Here is a 16,734-nt window from a genome sequence, read left to right as displayed (position 1 = left end):
GCCCAAAATGTCATGGTAGGGCTGGCGCTGTCAATTTGGTGTCAAGAATTGCGCCAATGTGCCTATTTTTTACGGAATTTGCGGTTTTTCTTCGGTTGGCGACGGCGGCGCTGTTCGCTGGGCTTGTGAGCTGACTTGGCGGACTGGCCGGCAGACTGAAATTCGACCATACTTTGCATGCCACTGCGGCGGCCACAGATCATGGCCCGTCGCAGGATGGCCAGGATCTCAGGTGGCATGTCGGCAGGCAAGTCAACGGTGGTCACTTGCTCATGGATGTCAATTTGACCGACATAAACCCGGTCCAATTCGGCTTCGTTGCAAATCATACCCACCACTTGACTGGGGGTGACACCATGAGAACGACCCACGGCCAACACAAACCGTTCCATGGGTATGTCAGGAAACTCATGCAAAGGCTCGGGCTGGCTGGCCAAATGGCCATGGGCGGCCTTGATTCGGGCATGAGTGGCGGCTTGTTGTGGTGCTGCGGACTCGGTCAACAACATGCCCTGATCCCCATGCAACAGATGGGCCATGGCTGCGGCCAATTCGCTGGGGCTGTGCGCTGTTTCCTCTTCGATGGCTGCCATCACGGCTTGATACGCTGACAAGTCTTGGCTTGCCAGGGTTTCCAGCAGTTGCTCTTTGAAGCGTTGCTGGCGGCTTTCATTGATGTCAGCAATGCTGGGAATGGTCATGCGTTCAATCGGCTGATTGGTGGCTTTTTCGATCATTTTTAACATCCGCTGTTCCCGCTTGGTGATGAACAAAATGGCTTCACCAGAACGGCCAGCTCGCCCTGTTCGCCCAATGCGATGGACGTAGGATTCGGTGTCATAAGGCACGTCATAATTGATCACATGGCTGATGCGATCCACATCCAATCCACGGGCCACCACATCGGTACCTATCAAAATGTCGGTGGCACCAGATTTGAGTTTGGACACCAAACGTTCGCGTTGTTTTTGCACCATGTCGCCATTCAAGGCTTCGGCGGCAAACCCCCTGGCTTGGAGTTTTTCGGCCACTTCCTCGGTGGCCATTTTGGTGCGCACAAAGACCAACACCCCGGCATACTTTTCCACCTCCAACAAGCGGCTCAAAGCTTCCAGCTTGGGCATGCCGCTGACCAGCCAAAACCGTTGTCTGATGTTTTTCGCGGTGGTTGTTTTGGCTTTGATCTTGATGTCAACCGGTTGCTGCAAATGGTTCACCGCTACCTGCTTGATGGCTTTGGGCATGGTCGCAGAAAACAAGGCAATTTGTCGCCCATCTGGGGTGTGACTCAAAATCCAATTGACATCATCAATGAAGCCCATGCGCAACATCTCATCGGCCTCATCCAACACCAACATGTCCAATTGATCCAGTTGCAAAGTTTTGCGGCGCATGTGGTCCATCACGCGCCCTGGGGTTCCAACCACCACTTGCACCCCGCGTTTCAACTTTTTCAATTGGCCGTCATAGCTTTGTCCACCATACACCGCCAACACACTGAACCCGGCCGTGTGTCGGGCATAGGCTTGGAACGCTTCGGCCACCTGAATCGCCAGCTCACGGGTGGGGGTCAACACCAACACCTGCACCGCTGATTTCTTGGGCTTCAAGCGGGAAATGATGGGCAAGGCAAAAGCCGCGGTTTTACCGGTGCCGGTTTGGGCTTGGCCCAGCACATCCTGGCCGGCCAAAATAGGTGGAATGCAAGCCTGTTGAATCGGCGAGGGCTGTTCGTATCCATTGTCTTGCACTGCTTGCAAGACGGCATCAGACAAACCCAGTTGGGTGAAGTCCAGAGGGGGGTGGTTGGCAGACATGAGGGCCTTTGGGGCTGTAGAAGGCTGCGAATTATACCACGGACTTGGCTAGTGTTTGGCTGGCTTTCAAACCAACCCAGATGTGATTCAAGCCGATTTGGGCGCAGCGGTGTTGACCAAACTCAGGTCATGTCCGCTCCATTGCAGCACCCGGGGATCCATGACGTGATACCACAAGGCCGGCACATAGGCCAACAGAAACATCCCCATGTAGCCAGTGGGCAATTGCGGCGCTTCTTCAAAATGCCGCAAACTTTGGTAATGCCTGGCTGGGTTGGCGTGGTGATCGGAATGCCGTTGCAAATGGAACAACACCAAATTGGAAATCAAATGATTGGAGTTCCAAGAATGTTTGGGTTGGCACTTTTCATAGCGTCCATTGGCGTCCCGTTGACGCAACAAGCCATAGTGTTCGATGTAGTTGGCACTGGTCAATTGCCACCACACGATGGGCGCATGCAACAACAAGATCAACAAAGCCCCCCATCCCAACCAAGCCGTCATCAAGGCGTAGATGCCGAAGGTCAGGTAATATGAATGCAAGATTTGGTTGTCCCAGGCATACCAGGGCAGGCCTTTTCTGGCCAGTCGCTCGGTTTCAATGCGCCAAGCCCGACGCAGTCCACCCGGATATTCGCGTCGCACGAATTGATAGATGCTCTCACCCATGCGGGCGCTGGCGCTGTCCTCAGGGGTGGCCACTGCGCGATGATGACCGGCATTGTGTTCGATGTTGAAATGACCATAGGCGCCACTGGCCAGGGCCAATTTGGCCAGATTGCGATCCACGCGGGATTTTTTATGGCCCAATTCATGACCCAAATTGACTGCCAGTCCGCCAAACACCCCCAAAATCAATAGCTGAATCAATTGCCAGCCCAGTGCCAAGGGCGTGTTGAGCATGAAATGGACGGTGTATGCCAGCACCCCAAAATGCAATGGCAACATCAAATACAAGACCCAATCATAATAAGCCGATTGTTCCAATTCGACCACCTGCTTTGCATTGGGGTTGGAATCATCGGTGGAAAATATGGTGTCCAACAACGGGATGAACAGATAGATAAAAATCAATGGTACCAACAACATCCATGGGGTATTGGTTATTTGAAACAAGGCAATCCCTGCCACCCCAACCAATGGCATCAGGGTCGAAAAGATCCATAAATATTTTTTGGGTTTTGCGTTTTGCAGAGGCATGGCCATCACTGATTTTTGCTTGGAATGGGGTCATCATAACAACTGACTGACCGATCGGTCAACTAGAATTTTACATTGTCTGGCCATTTCGATTAAAATGATAAACAGGCAATTTCCAGTGACACATCTGGTACCAACCATCCACCATGCGCTAAGATAATGGTGACTGACTTGAAATATCAATTTGTATGCCAATATAAGCTGCGAGATAAAACGAACCTGAAACATGTCGGACAAACAAAACAAACACGAATTGGGCGCCGGTCTGCTGGAGCAGACGGAACAAGAATTCAAAGAACCCAGTATGTACAAAGTGATGCTGTTGAATGATGACTACACACCCATGGATTTTGTCATCGAAGTATTGCAAAAGTTCTTTGATATGGACGAACAAAAAGCCACCCAAATCATGCTGCATGTGCACACACGTGGACAAGGCTTGTGTGGCATCTACACCCATGAAGTGGCGGAAACCAAAACCGCTCTGGTCAATGAGTATGCCAGGGAATACGAACATCCTTTGTTGTGCGTCGCGGAGGTGGTTTGATGTTGGATGTTCATTTAGATCAAAGCATCAACAAAATTTACAAGCTGGCGCGCAAACGCCGCCATGAACTGTTGACCATGGAACATTTGATGTTGGCTTTGATCAACAACAAACACGCCAGTCAGGTGCTGAGCATGGTCGGCGCCGACAAGCAACTGTTGCAACAAGAACTGGAGGTGTTGATCGGTCAACACGTGAAAATACTGCCGGCTGACTCCGAGCTGGAAACCCAACCCACCCTGGCCTTCAGGCGGGTCATCCAACGGGCCATCTATTCGGCCCAATCAGCCGAATTGAAAACCGTAACCGGAGACCGGGTGTTGGTGGCAATGTTCGATGAAATGGATTCCCATGTGGTGTACTTGTTGAACAAACAAGGCATCACCCGCTTTGATGTGGTGCGCAGCATTGCCCACGGTGACAGCGAAGTGACCGAAGACCGGCTCAAACCAGACACCATTGAACAAACCGACGAGGCCATCGCAGAGACCGAGAAAAAAGACGCTGGCAAAGAATTCCTGGTCGACCTCAACGCCAAAGCCGAGGTCGGTGAAATCGATCCCCTGATCGGCCGCACCGAGGAATTACAACGGATGATCCAAATCCTCATGCGTCGTTCCAAAAACAACCCCTTATTGGTCGGTGAACCCGGGGTGGGTAAAACCGCCATAGCCGAAGGTCTGGCCCTGCATGTGGTCAACCAACAAGTCCCGGCCGTGATGCAAGATGCGCACGTGTTCGCCTTGGATTTGGGTGGCTTGTTGGCCGGCACCAAATACCGCGGGGATTTTGAAAAACGGCTCAAAGCCGTGATAAAATACATCGAAGGCATCGATCATGCCATCATGTTCATTGATGAGATTCACACCATCATCGGCGCTGGCGCCGTATCCGGTGGCTCTCTGGATGCGTCCAATTTGCTCAAGCCGGCCTTGAGCAAAGGCTCGCTGCGCTGCATCGGCGCCACCACCCAGGACGAAGTGCGCAATGTGTTTGATCGCGACCGGGCTTTGTCCAGACGGTTTCAAAAAATCACCGTTACCGAACCCACCCAAGATGAGGCCATTGAGATCATCAAAGGCCTGCAAACTCATTTTGAAGGGTTCCATGGGGTCACCTACGAAGAATCAGCGGTCACTTCAGCCGTCAAATTATCGGCCAAGCACATCAGCGACAAATTTTTACCTGACAAAGCCATCGATGCCATTGATGAAGCCGGGTCCTGGCAACGCATTCAGGGCTTACAAAACGAACCCATCAATGCCTCTGACATCAAACGGGTGGTGGCATCCATCGCCAAAATTCCGGTGGATGACCTGAATCAGGAAGACGGTCAACGTCTGCAATCCATTGAACGCAATTTACAGCATGTGATCTTTGGTCAAGATGAAGCCATCGACATTTTGGCCACGGCCATCAAAATGGCCCGTGCCGGCTTGAACCGCGACAACCGCACCGTGGCGAACTTGATTTTTGCCGGACCCACTGGTGTGGGCAAAACCGAAGTGGTGAAACAACTGTCGCACCACTTGGGATTGAAGTTAATCCGCTTTGACATGTCCGAATACATGGAGCCGCACACCGTGGCCAAAATGATCGGCGCACCGCCCGGTTATGTGGGCCATGACCAAGGGGGCTTGTTGACCGACAAAGTTCACCAAACCCCGCACAGCATTGTGCTGTTGGATGAGATTGAAAAAGCCCACCCGGACGTCCTCAACGTGTTACTGCAGGTTATGGACAACGGCAAATTAACCGATTCCAATGGGCGGGAAACCGATTTCCGCAATGTGTTGTTGGTGATGACCACCAACGCCGGCGCCACGGCCTTCAGTCAAAACAGCTTTGGCTTTTTGGAACAGGACCACAGCTCTGATGCCATGATCGAATTGAACCGGGCATTCACCCCTGAGTTTCGCAATCGACTGGATGCCATCGTGCCATTCAAAGCCTTGGAAAAAGCCCACATCGAAAAAATTGTGGACAAAATCATCATCGAGTTGGAGCAACAGTTGAAAGAACCTGGCATCACTTTCAACATCACCCAAGCGGCCCGAGAGTGGTTGGTGGGCAAAGGATACAACCCAGAAATGGGTGCCAGACCCATGCAACGCGCGATTGATCAACACGTCAAGAAACCGTTGGTTGATGAAATATTATTTGGTCAGCTGAAACAAGGCGGTTTGGTGAAAATCAATGTCATCAACGATGCACTGAACTTCGAAATCATCCCCAGCACCTTGATGCTGTCAGCGGTTGAGGAAAGCCCCACTGCCCATTGATGGTGGCCGGGGCAACCGCTGTAGGAAGGGTTATTTACTGCGAAAGGTGATGCGCCCTTTACTCAAATCGTAAGGGGTCAATTCCACCGTGACCGTGTCACCGGTCAGAATTCTGATGTAGTGTTTGCGCATGCGACCGGAAATGTGAGCCGTCACGATGTGACCGTTTTCCAACTCAACCCGGAACATGGTATTGGGTAAGGTATCAATCACTTTACCTTCCAATTCAATTACGTCTTCTTTCGCCATAAATGTTGTTGCATAAAAAAACGCGTATTCTATCAGATATACGCGTTCTTTGCATAAAAGTTCAAGCCCCTTATTCAGGGCATATTCAGTTATTCGAAGGCCGTCGCAAATATCAAATCCGAGAAACTTGGCACAATCACTTGGCTGCTGAATTCGTTGCCACCATTTTCCAGCCCGGTCAATACCACATCGCCCAACACAGGAGGCAAATCAGTGGTGAATGAAAATGCATACAAGGTGCCCCAGTCAATTTCATTGCCTGCAGGGGCTTGCAGCATCAACTGACCGTTGGCTGCGGACACCGTCCAGTCATTCACCAGGTCCTCATCAACATCCGAAAACACCCAGTTTGAATATTGACCAACATCCGGAAAGGGGATGGTGATGGTTTGTATCTGGGGATCATAATCGTGGTTTTCGATCATGTAATTGTAACGGTAAGAACCCACGCCCTTTTCCTCCACTTTCACAGCAACCGTCAAATGCCCTTCACCATTTTGGTGCAATCTTTGGGAAGCCGTGCCTGCAGGCAAATCAACGGTGTTGGGAGACACGTATTGATCACTGGCTGGACCACTGATGAAAGGGGTCAAGGCCGTCACCAACCAGGCGTTGCCGTTGGGTGCGATGCTGTATTGCTTGTGGCCCATGCTGTTGTGGATGTTGATGTCATCACGTATCAGATACCAGGCTGACAGGTAATACTCAGCCTGGGGGTGATTCAAATCCGCTTCGGCGGCCACCAATCGGTTTTGTCCCAAACCATTGGAGGTGGTGTCCTGTACCCCGTCACCATTCTGATCAAAGAAAGAACCGGTGCTTTCCCACAGACCGGTGTATGCTTCGATGTTGTCGCGCGGACCCAAGTGACTGGGGGCATTGTTGTTGCTGATGCTGTATTTGTCTTGACAGGTGGGAAACAAGACTTGGCCACCCGCACAAGGACACACGGTGTTGACCGTAAAGAAGGCGTGTTTCACTCCTGACATGCCAATTTGCTCAAAGCGACCATCGATTTCGCGGTACAAATTCCAAATCAGATAAGGGTGTTGATCATTGTTGTAGGGGTCAAAATCACCGGTGAATTTGCGGTACCAGGCCACATCAGCCGTGCCCACACTTTCTAACGTGGCCGAAGGGGTGATGATGATGTGATCATCGCCCACATCATCCAAATAAGCCGCCTCCTGCATGTCAATCAGTGCCACATCGACATCCGGGTTCCCCGGTGGCCAATTGTCACCCGCAGAGCAGCCCCCAAGGGCGGCTTTGGGCCGGTAATCAGCAGGGATTGAGATCATCACCTCCATGTTGGCTTGTCCGATCACATGATGGGCCAATTCGGGCAAACTGATGTGTTTGGCCAACCAAGGGCTGATGCGCCAGTCCATGTTTTCCATGAACAGATGGGTCCTGCCAGCAGCAAAGCCGGCGTGGATGTGATCCAGGGTGAACACCACCTGTCCTTCAGAGTTGTACAGGTCCAAGGTGGTCAAATCACCGGATTTCAGCGGTTGGGAGGTGGGTTTGGCTTGCAAGTCTTTGAATTCGATGCGGCGTCCATCGGCCAAAATCCAAGCGAAATCGGTCGCCAAATGCAATTGTCCGCCGGTGACCGCTTTCAGTCCACCATAAGGCGCGTACAACTGCAACCCACCCAAGGGTTTGATGCGCGATATGTGGGCATTTTGCTCCCAGTCAAGTTGGCGGTCAACGATCGAATCTTCAACCGTGATGCCGTACTTTTCCAACAGTGGGTAAAAAGTGTGAAGACGCAATTGGCCACCATCAGCATTCAATTGACTGGAGTCATCCATTTCAAAAGCCAACAAATTCTGAGACAGCACCATCATCAACATCAAGCAGATGGCTCTCATGCAGTAAGCTCCAAAATATTCGAAATATCAGTTTATCACAATGTCATCAAGTCGGCGTGACCAATTGCCAGTTTATGACCGACTTCTCATTTTGTTGTAAGTAGGCATTGCATTGGGAAAAATGTCGACAACCCAAAAAACCACGATGGGCTGACAACGGTGACGGATGCGGTGCCCGCAACACCAAATGTTGGCGGCCATCGATGTGCTGTCCTTTCTTTTGCGCATACGAGCCCCACAACATGAACACCACGTGTTGGGCGTGCTGGTTGATGACTTCTATGATGCGGTCGGTGAACGTTTCCCAACCACGGCCTTGGTGGCTGCCTGCCCGGGCCTGTTCCACACTGAGCACACTGTTCAACAACAACACCCCTTGACGGGCCCAAGCCGTCAGGTCGCCGATGGCATTGCGGATACCCAAGTCGGCTTCAATTTCTTTGAAAATGTTGAGCAATGATGGGGGAGGCTTGATCCCCGGTGGGACCGAAAACGACAAGCCATGGGCCTGCCCTGGACCATGGTAAGGATCCTGCCCGAGAATCACCACTTTAACTTGATCCAAAGGGGTGGTGTTCAGGGCGTTGAACATCAATTGACCAGGGGGATATATGATTTTCTTGTGATGTTTTTCCTGCTGCAAAAAGGCCTTCAGTTGCTGCATGTAGGGCTGCTCAAACTCAGCGCCCAAGTGGGCCAGCCAACTGTCATCAAGCTGCACAGGCATCGGCCATCAAGCGTTTTTTTCGCGGTGGAATTGGGTGAAGCGGATTTGAAATTTGATTTTTTTCACCAAGGCCTCCTGATTCACTGGCTTGCCAATCAGGTCATTGGCACCCAAGTTGAGGATTTGCTTTTGGTTCTCGGTGTTTTCATCACCGGTCATGATCACAAAGGGCATTTCGATCTTATCCAAGCCCAAATCGTTGCGCACATAGTCCAGGATGTCCAAGGCCGTTTCGTTGTTCTTCAGATAGTAATCGGTCAACACCAGTTCGAATTTGTCATAGGCATCTTCCCGGGTTGGGATGATTTCCTTGGCATCGGTGACGTTGATGGTGTGGGTGATTTCCAGATTGTGGTTCTGCAACAACTTTTTGGTGGCGTGGGCCACCACTGCAGAATCTTCGATGTACAGGATTTTGCCGTTGATTTGATCATCCGGACGCAACAAGCCCCGCAAGAATATCTCCAGACCTTTCTGGCCCGCGGCTTTGTCGATGTAATCGGTTACATCGGTGGTTAATAAGCGGTCTTTGAGTCGGGCATCGACATCCCCTGAAACGATGATGACCGGTAAATAGTGGTGGTTCTCACGCACATATTGGCAGATTTTGGTGCCGTCATCATCCGGTAACCGCAGCGCTGAAATGATCAAATCCACCCGGTTGTTTTGTAGCTTATCGAGGGCTTGTGCCACCGTATCAACCGCAAACACATCGGTGTAAGGCCGGATTTTTTTGACCAGTTTTTCTGTCATGGTTCTGGCTAACTTGGAAGAGTCGGCGATCAGAACTTTCTGCGATTCACTCATGCGATCATTGTACACCAAGTGTGCTGCGACTTAGCGGCGATTGTTGATTTTTGTGGCGGTCATCAAAAAATCAGGGACCTATAAATTCCTGATGTGATTGGATGCACTGATGCGCGAGCCGGCCCAGGCAATGAATGTCACAATCAGTACAAACCACAGCATTTCCGGCCCATTGGGTGTGCGCAATTCGATGCGGTGCCCGAATGAAGCCGACAAGTCTTCAATCGGCGTTTGTAACCACCACAAGGTGAGGTTTAACATGGCCATCGACAACAAGGCGGCCGCCAGGCCATAGTATATGCCACCGTACAAAAATCGGCGACGGATTTGACCGGCGGTGGCACCCAACAATTTTTTCAAGCCGATTTCTTCTTTGTGTGCCGACACTTCACCACCGATCGAATGACTGAGGAACACAAACACGATGATCAAAAACACCGCGATGCTGGCTTGCATCAAATAGTACAGAGCCTGGGTCAATGACTTCAACTGATTGAACCAATCGGCATCAAAACTCACGTAATCCACATCCGGGTGCAGTTGCAGTTTTTGTGCCAATGTTTGGATTTGATCGCTGGTGGCATTGGGATGGGGCTTAAGCAACATTTGATCGGGTAACTCATGGCTTTTGATGACATCGATGATCTGATTCAATTGCGGGTCGGCATTGAGGTTGGCTTTGATGGTGTCGTTGTCCACCACCGTCACTTCGGCAATCAGATTGCGTTCATCCAGGTCATGTTGCAACGCGGTCACCTGATTGGCATCCAAGCCTTTTTTCAGAAACAAAGCGACACTGCCCTGCCCTTGCCAGCGGGCTTCAACTTCGGTGAAGTTTTGCCACATGGTCCACATCACCAATGGCAAATAGAAACAAATGCCCAAAGTGATGACCGTGAACAAACTCGACAGCGGTGATTGAAAGGGCATGTTGATGCCTTCGCGCATGGCCCGCAGGTGACCGCGATACCACCGCTTGAAGCCGCTGGGCGTTTGTTGCAAAGGCTGGTTCATGTTTTGGGCCGGTAGTCGTCGATCAGTTGCCCTGAATCCAACACCAACACCCGTTTGCGCAAGCGTTTGATCAAAATCAAATCATGCGAGGCAATGACCACGGTGGTGCCGGCTTCGTTGATCTTCATGAACAACTCCATCAGTTCCAACGACAAATCGGGATCCAAGTTACCGGTTGGCTCATCCGCCAGCAGGATGTCTGGTTTGCTGACAATGGCCCGGGCAATACCGACCCGTTGTTGCTGCCCACTGGACAGTTGGCTGGGTAAGAAGGCCAATTTGTCACCCAAGCCCACTTGCTGCAGGATGACCCGGGCTTGTTTGCGACTTTCCTGCTGTCCATAGCCACGAATCCATAAAGACAAAGCCACATTGTCGAGGATGTTGCGGTTGGCCAACAAACGGTGGTCCTGAAAGATCATACCCAGTCCCTGACGGTATTGTGGTAATTGATGCTCTTTGAGTTGTCGCAGTTGAAAGCCATTGACCGTGGCTTGCCCATAGCTGAGGTCCTCAATCTTCATGATCAATTTCAAGATTGAGGTTTTACCGGCACCAGAATGACCAGTCAGGAACAGCATTTCACCGGCTTCCACCCCAAAGCTGACATCCGACAAGGCTTTGTTGTGCTTGCCATAGGATTTGCTGACGCGGTTGAAATCGATGATCATGCTGTGCCCCAAGCCCTCATTGAATAGCGGTGTTGATTTGGAAAATCGGCAACAACATGGCCAACACAATGAACAAAACCATCAAACCAACAAACAAAATCGCCAAGGGTTGGATGGCGCCAATCAAGGTTTTGATTTTGTTTTCCACATCACGTTCTTGGACCAAGGCCGAACGCACCAACATTTCACTGAGTTGACCGCTTTGTTCGCCGGAATTGACCAGTTTGATGCTCAAAGGCGGAAACTGACCGGTGTTGTGCATGGCTTTGGACAAGGAACTGCCTTCCCTGACGGCGGTGGCGGTTTGTTCACAGGCTTGTTTCATGACGGCGTTGTTGACCACCTGTTTGGCCAGCGACAATGACGGCACAATCGGCACCGCACTTTGGGTCAAAATACCCAAGGTGCGGGTGAAACGCGCGGCTTGACCAACCCGGATCAAGCGCCCTACTCCCGGTAATTTCAGCAACAAGCGATGCCAGGACTGCTGAAACGGCGGGTAGCGCCGCAACAACAAAAAGGCCACCAACAGCACCCCAAAAAACAGCAACATGTACCAACCGTAGGCACTGAGAAATTCACTGAGTCCGATCAACATTTGGGTGGCCACAGGCAACTGCACCTGACTGCTTTCGAACACCTGAATCACTTTGGGCACGATGTAAACCATGAGGCCAGCCACCACCAAAATGGCCGTGGCCATCAGCACCATCGGATAGATCAAGGCCGAAGTGGACTGCTTGCCCATTTCATCACGGGTTTCCAAATAGGACGCCAGTTGCATCAATACCGCCTCCAACTGACCGGCTTGTTCGCCGGCTTCAATGCTGGTGGCCACCAATTCATCAAAGGCCCGGGGGAAAGTGCGCATGGCCGCAGCCAGAGACTGCCCTTCCAGCACTTTGGCATGGATGCTGGATAGGATGCGCTCACTGTGCCTGCTTTCACTTTGTTCAATCAGGGTTTTGAGGGCGTCATCGATGGGCAAACCAGCCTGCACCAAAGTCGCCAATTGTCGAATCAACAACGGCAATTCGTTTTTTTTCAAGGTCAGGCGCTGGGTCTTGATCCCGGTTTCCTGGCGGACGGTGGTCTCGATCACCTGTTTGATTTGCACCGGGGTCAATTGTTGGTTGCGCAACAACTGCCTGGCTTGTTTTTCATTGTCGGCTTGAATGATGCCTTTTTTTTGCTTGCCGGTGGCATCCAGTGAAATGTATTCAAAAGCTTCCATGCGCCTTACCCACTGTGAATCACGCGCAAAATTTCATCCACCGTGGTCTTGCCTGACAACAGTTTTTCCCGGGCATCGTCTTCGATGCTGGGATGGCTGCGGTGGGCGTACTCGGCCAATGCACTTTCGGCTTGATTTTGGTGAATCATGGATTTCAATTGGTGATCCATGGTGATCACTTCAAACACCCCCAACCGGCCTGAGTAGGCTTGGTTGACAGGTAACTGTTCATCCGCTTGGTAAACCCCTGTGGCGTCAACCGGTAAGCCCAATGCCTGCTGGGTTTGTGCATCCAATGGGTGTGGTAAACGGGTTTGTGGATTGAGTTTTTTCACCAGGCGTTGGGCTATCACCGCTTTGACCGAAGAGGCCAGCAGAAACGGTGGCACCCCCATGTCAATCAAGCGGGTGATGGCCCCAACCGCGGTGTTGGTGTGTAATGTCGAGAACACCAAGTGACCGGTTAAACTGGCCTGGATGGCGATTTCGGCGGTTTCCAAATCACGGATCTCACCAATCATGATGACGTCCGGGTCTTGCCGCAAAATGGCCCGCAAGCCACGGGCAAAGGACATGTCGACTTTGCTGTTGACTTGGGTCTGACTGATGCCTTCCAGGTGGTATTCAATTGGGTCCTCGATGGTCATGATGTTGCGCGAACGCTCATTGATGGCCTCGATGGCGGCGTACAAGGTGGTGGTTTTACCCGAACCGGTGGGGCCGGTCACCAAGATGATGCCATGGGGCAGTTGCACCAACTGTTGCATCATCGCCAGGTGGCGGTCATTCATGCCCAATTGCTTGAGGCTTAACTGACCGGCTTGTTTGTCCAACAACCGCATCACAATGCGCTCACCAAATGCCCCAGGAATGGTCGACACCCGCACGTCAATGGGGTGGGCTGCAATCTTCAGGGAAATGCGGCCATCCTGTGGCAAACGCTTCTCGGCGATGTCCAACTTGGACATGATTTTAATCCTGGAAGCAATCAGCTGTGCCAATGAGCGATCCGGGGTCAGCACCTCCTGCAATTCCCCATCGATGCGGTAACGGATGGACAAGTGATATTCACCCGGTTCGATGTGGATGTCTGAGGCATTGACTTTCACGGCATCGGCCAACAGGGCATTGATCAATCGAATGATCGGCGCATCGTCGTTGCTTTCCAACAGGTCTTCTGGTTCGGCCAGCACTTCGGCAATGCTCGACAGGCCACTGTCTGTGTGATCCAAATCCGCCACCACATCATCGGTCATCGATTGCTGGTGGTGGTAAATTTTTTGGATCACCTGTTGGTAATCTTGTGGGGCAAAGAATTGAATCTTGACCGGCCGATGACTCAGGCGTTGGAGTTCAGCAATGGCGGCCGGTGATGCATTCTTCGACACCGCCAGGGTCACGGTGCCATCGGGTTGTTGCTGCAGAATCGTGGCCCCACGATTCTTGGCAAAGCTGTAAGATGGCAACTTGACTGTGGATTGCTCTGCCATTGACTTCAGGGCCGGTTGTTGTCGGTTTCTTCCAATTCGGGTAACACCGGCGATCCGCGGCGGAATTTTTCCGGCGTCACTTCTTCAAGTTGTTGTTCGCGAATTTCATTGTAGCGCTGCTGACTGATGGCTTCTTGTTGCAGATCGTCGCGCAGAATCTGCGGGTGGATAAAAATCATCAAATTGCGCTTCATGCGGGTGCGCTTTTTGGTTCTGAACAAATTTTTGATCAATGGGATGTCGCCCAGTACGGGTACCTTCTTGATGGTTTCTTGCACCGAATCATCGATCAAGCCACCGAGCACCAAAATGGAGTTGTCAGGAATCATCACCGATGTCGACAGCGTGCGTTTCTTGGTGATCAAATCCACCGCACTGACGGCCGTGGCATCGATGCTGGAGATCTCTTGCGCGATGTCAACCACAATCTGTCCCCCTTCATTGATGTGCGGAGTGACGGTCAACGACAAGCCCACATCTTCGCGCTGAATGGTGGTGAATGGGTTGGGCGAACCGGATGAGTCAGAACTGCCGGTGGCAGAAAACTGACCGGTCACAAACGGCACTTCCTGACCCACTGACAAGGAGGCTTCTTGGTGATTCAAGGTCACCACCGACGGGGTCGATAAAATGTTGTTGTTGCCACTGGTGCCAATGGCTTTGAGCAGGCCACCAAATTTGAGAATTTGTTCACCGTCGTTGCCTGTGCCGAAGTTCAAATAGCCCAAATTCAGACCACCGGCCAACAAACTGCCAAACACATCGACCGGATCATCACCGGTGAGGTTGGGCAAGGTGTTGCCAGTAAATGAACCACCGACCAAACCATCGTCACTGTCCCCACCAATTGGCGCAAACCAATCTACCCCCAACTCTTTGGAGTTGTCCACCGAAACTTCGGCAATGATCGCTTCAATCAGCACCTGTTGGCGCCGAATGTCCAACATGTTCACAGCCTGTTGGATGTTGCGGTAGATGGCCGGTGGTGCGTTGATCACCAAACTGTTGGTTTCGCTGTGGGCCTGGATGCTGACATTTTGCTCGGCATTTTCACCTTGGCCCCGTTTGGCCAGGGTTTCCAAAATGGGCACCAAATTATCGGCCGATGCATATTTCAAGTACACCACCTGAGCCTGGGTGTTGGTGTCCAAGGGCACATCCAGCCGCGAAATGATGCTCATGATTTTGCCCTTCAGCGATGGATTGGCGTTGACGATCACCGCATTGGTGCGGGTGTCTGGGACAATTTTGGATTGCGGCCCCAAGGCGTTGGTAGAATCCAACAACTGGGTCAGGGTGTCGGCCACGTCTTGGGCGTTGGCATACTCCAAAGGAATCAAATCAATCGACGCATCTGACTTGCGGTCGATGTTCACGATCAGTTGCTCCATCTTGTCGACGTTGGCGGCTTTGTCTGACACAATCAGCAGATTCGAGTCTTTGTTGCTGATCAATTTGGCCTTGCTGTTCATCGACTTCAGCATCTGCAGTACCTCTTCCACCGGGATGTGTTTGATGCGGAAAATTTTGGTCATCAACTGATCTGGGTGGTCACTGGTCAAACCCGCCAAGGGGTTGCTTTTGGCAATCGGAATGATCTTGATGGTGTCCCCCTGGGTTTCGGTGGTGAAGCCATTGACGCTGAGAATCGACAAGAACAAATCATAAATTTTGTCTTCAGGCACGGGTTGACCAGAGATGACGGTGATTTTGCCGGTTACTTCTGGGTCAATCACAAAATTCTTGCCAGTAATGTCACTGATGGTTTCAACCAGCAAGCGAATTTCGGTGTCCTGCAAGTTCAGTGTGTGCATGTGGTCTTCGGCCCACACGGGTCGGTACAGACCCAGCAGTCCCAAGCAGACAATTATGAGTGGCGTTTTATTCATTGTTGAAGTTCTGATAAGTTGAGGTTGAGGTTCATTCGGCGACCATTTCGCATCACCGTGACACTGACTTCTTCACTGCTTTCCAATTGTTTTTGCAGGGTCAGGATGTTTTGATAAGAGATGTCCACTCCGTTGACCGCGACGATTTGGTCATTGGCGCGCAAGCCTTGTTTGAGCAAGGCATTGCCACCAGACAGTTGCGACACCCGCAAACCAGCGATTTGGCCTTGTCCATCGCGAATCACCGACACTTGGCTGGCCATTTGCGCAATTTTGTTGGGGTCATACTTTTGTTGATTCAGCATCTCTTGCCAATTGGATGATTGGTTGATGTGATTGCTGATGCGCTGCGAGGCCACTGTGCTGTTGTTGATGGGCGACTTCACTTGGGTCGGATTGGTGTCGATTGAGGTGCGGCCTTTGCTCAGGGACAAGGTTTCTTTGCGGTTGCCGCTGCGTTTGAGCACCACATGGTCGGTATGGATGGCCTCCAATTCGGCCATGCCAAACACGTCATCCCCCACTTGAAACTTTTTTTCTTCACCTTGGCTACGGATGTAAGCACGACCTTGTTGTGGGTCATCACTGGCAAACAAACCCGTCACAATCAGATTCAAGGAGGTTTCACCGGACAACAAGGCCATCGGTAACTCACTTTCGGTGGAAGACCCAAATAAATGGTAACTGGATGGCAGGGGTCGCGGTGTGAGGCTGGGCAGGTTGGTGGGCGGCGCAGTCACCGCTTGGATGTCTTGGTCGCGGTGCTTGGGAAACAACATGAACTGCAACCACAGAGCCAAAATTGATGCCACCAGCAGCCAGGTTATGATTGGTTTTAGTTGTTTGTTGTAGCTGTTCAAAGAACCTCTGACTGGTTGGGTGACTGATGAGCAGACGTGTCAGGGCCGGCCCGTGTTTTGGGTCATTTTA

Annotated in this window: 14 protein-coding genes; 2 read left to right on the top strand and 12 right to left on the bottom strand. The window is 51.5% G+C overall.

What is annotated here, in order from left to right; translation table 11 throughout:
- Window positions 1-62: 62 nt before the first annotated feature.
- Window positions 63-1,817 carry a DEAD/DEAH box helicase gene (locus tag K7G70_RS05445; RefSeq protein WP_223787597.1) on the bottom strand — a complete coding sequence of 585 codons (1,755 nt, stop codon included), beginning with the start codon at window positions 1,815-1,817 and terminating at the stop codon, window positions 63-65.
- An 87-nt stretch (window positions 1,818-1,904) separates the two neighbouring features.
- Entirely contained in the window at window positions 1,905-3,017 is a 1,113-nt protein-coding gene (locus tag K7G70_RS05440) for an alkane 1-monooxygenase (RefSeq protein WP_223787596.1), read from the bottom strand.
- Between the two features lie 226 nt (window positions 3,018-3,243).
- Between K7G70_RS05440 and clpS the strand changes: the two genes are divergently transcribed.
- Both clpS and K7G70_RS05430 read left to right on the top strand, forming a co-directional pair.
- Entirely contained in the window at window positions 3,244-3,564 is a 321-nt protein-coding gene (gene clpS, locus K7G70_RS05435) for an ATP-dependent Clp protease adapter ClpS (RefSeq protein ID WP_223787595.1), read from the top strand.
- Window positions 3,564-5,846, top strand: coding sequence for an AAA family ATPase (locus tag K7G70_RS05430; RefSeq protein ID WP_223787594.1), 2,283 nt, complete (start codon window positions 3,564-3,566; stop codon window positions 5,844-5,846). The genes clpS and K7G70_RS05430 overlap by 1 nt, the downstream gene beginning before the upstream one ends.
- Before the next feature lie 30 nt (window positions 5,847-5,876).
- Here the strand turns inward: K7G70_RS05430 and infA are convergent, their stop codons facing one another.
- The 10 genes from infA to K7G70_RS05380 form a co-directional block, all read right to left on the bottom strand.
- On the bottom strand, window positions 5,877-6,095 hold the full coding sequence (gene infA / locus K7G70_RS05425; protein ID WP_099019321.1) for a translation initiation factor IF-1: 219 nt from the start codon (window positions 6,093-6,095) through the stop codon (window positions 5,877-5,879).
- Between the two features lie 89 nt (window positions 6,096-6,184).
- Complete coding sequence (locus tag K7G70_RS05420) at window positions 6,185-7,972, bottom strand: hypothetical protein (protein ID WP_223787593.1); 1,788 nt, start codon at window positions 7,970-7,972, stop codon at window positions 6,185-6,187.
- Window positions 7,973-8,018: 46 nt separating this feature from the next.
- The gene (gene ung / locus K7G70_RS05415; RefSeq protein ID WP_223787592.1) at window positions 8,019-8,699 is read right to left on the bottom strand and encodes a uracil-DNA glycosylase; all 681 of its coding nucleotides are present in this window, start codon (window positions 8,697-8,699) and stop codon (window positions 8,019-8,021) included.
- A 6-nt stretch (window positions 8,700-8,705) separates the two neighbouring features.
- Complete coding sequence (locus K7G70_RS05410) at window positions 8,706-9,506, bottom strand: response regulator (protein WP_223787591.1); 801 nt, start codon at window positions 9,504-9,506, stop codon at window positions 8,706-8,708.
- A 78-nt stretch (window positions 9,507-9,584) separates the two neighbouring features.
- Entirely contained in the window at window positions 9,585-10,520 is a 936-nt protein-coding gene (locus K7G70_RS05405) for a cell division protein FtsX (protein WP_223787590.1), read from the bottom strand.
- Entirely contained in the window at window positions 10,517-11,191 is a 675-nt protein-coding gene (gene ftsE, locus K7G70_RS05400) for a cell division ATP-binding protein FtsE (protein WP_223787589.1), read from the bottom strand. Before ftsE ends, K7G70_RS05405 begins: the two co-directional genes overlap by 4 nt.
- Before the next feature lie 16 nt (window positions 11,192-11,207).
- Complete coding sequence (gene gspF, locus K7G70_RS05395; RefSeq protein WP_223787588.1) at window positions 11,208-12,425, bottom strand: type II secretion system inner membrane protein GspF; 1,218 nt, start codon at window positions 12,423-12,425, stop codon at window positions 11,208-11,210.
- A 5-nt stretch (window positions 12,426-12,430) separates the two neighbouring features.
- Window positions 12,431-13,915, bottom strand: a complete 1,485-nt coding sequence (gene gspE / locus K7G70_RS05390) for a type II secretion system ATPase GspE (RefSeq protein ID WP_223787587.1) — start codon at window positions 13,913-13,915, stop codon at window positions 12,431-12,433.
- A gap of 5 nt (window positions 13,916-13,920) precedes the next feature.
- A complete protein-coding gene (locus K7G70_RS05385) occupies window positions 13,921-15,774 on the bottom strand; it encodes a secretin N-terminal domain-containing protein (protein WP_223787586.1) in 1,854 nt (617 codons plus the stop codon).
- A 26-nt stretch (window positions 15,775-15,800) separates the two neighbouring features.
- Window positions 15,801-16,616, bottom strand: coding sequence for a type II secretion system protein N (locus K7G70_RS05380; RefSeq protein WP_223787585.1), 816 nt, complete (start codon window positions 16,614-16,616; stop codon window positions 15,801-15,803).
- Between the last annotated feature and the right edge of the window lie 118 nt (window positions 16,617-16,734).

It is taken from the genome of Marinicella meishanensis, assembly GCF_019931145.1.
Taxonomy (GTDB): Bacteria; Pseudomonadota; Gammaproteobacteria; order Xanthomonadales; family Marinicellaceae; genus Marinicella; species Marinicella meishanensis.
The sequence above is the reverse complement of the archived record's forward strand: the minus strand, read 5'-3'. Positions and strand labels throughout refer to the sequence as shown.

Excerpts from the sequence above, each read along its gene's own strand:
- K7G70_RS05445 (WP_223787597.1), bottom strand. The coding sequence starts at position 1,817 with ATGTCTGCCAACCACCCCCCTCTGGACTTCACCCAACTGGGTTTGTCT.
- K7G70_RS05440 (WP_223787596.1), bottom strand. The coding sequence starts at position 3,017 with ATGCCTCTGCAAAACGCAAAACCCAAAAAATATTTATGGATCTTTTCG.
- clpS (WP_223787595.1), top strand. The coding sequence starts at position 3,244 with ATGTCGGACAAACAAAACAAACACGAATTGGGCGCCGGTCTGCTGGAG.
- K7G70_RS05430 (WP_223787594.1), top strand. The coding sequence starts at position 3,564 with ATGTTGGATGTTCATTTAGATCAAAGCATCAACAAAATTTACAAGCTG.
- infA (WP_099019321.1), bottom strand. The coding sequence starts at position 6,095 with ATGGCGAAAGAAGACGTAATTGAATTGGAAGGTAAAGTGATTGATACC.
- K7G70_RS05420 (WP_223787593.1), bottom strand. The coding sequence starts at position 7,972 with ATGAGAGCCATCTGCTTGATGTTGATGATGGTGCTGTCTCAGAATTTG.
- ung (WP_223787592.1), bottom strand. The coding sequence starts at position 8,699 with ATGCCTGTGCAGCTTGATGACAGTTGGCTGGCCCACTTGGGCGCTGAG.
- K7G70_RS05410 (WP_223787591.1), bottom strand. The coding sequence starts at position 9,506 with ATGAGTGAATCGCAGAAAGTTCTGATCGCCGACTCTTCCAAGTTAGCC.
- K7G70_RS05405 (WP_223787590.1), bottom strand. The coding sequence starts at position 10,520 with ATGAACCAGCCTTTGCAACAAACGCCCAGCGGCTTCAAGCGGTGGTAT.
- ftsE (WP_223787589.1), bottom strand. The coding sequence starts at position 11,191 with ATGATCATCGATTTCAACCGCGTCAGCAAATCCTATGGCAAGCACAAC.
- gspF (WP_223787588.1), bottom strand. The coding sequence starts at position 12,425 with ATGGAAGCTTTTGAATACATTTCACTGGATGCCACCGGCAAGCAAAAA.
- gspE (WP_223787587.1), bottom strand. The coding sequence starts at position 13,915 with ATGGCAGAGCAATCCACAGTCAAGTTGCCATCTTACAGCTTTGCCAAG.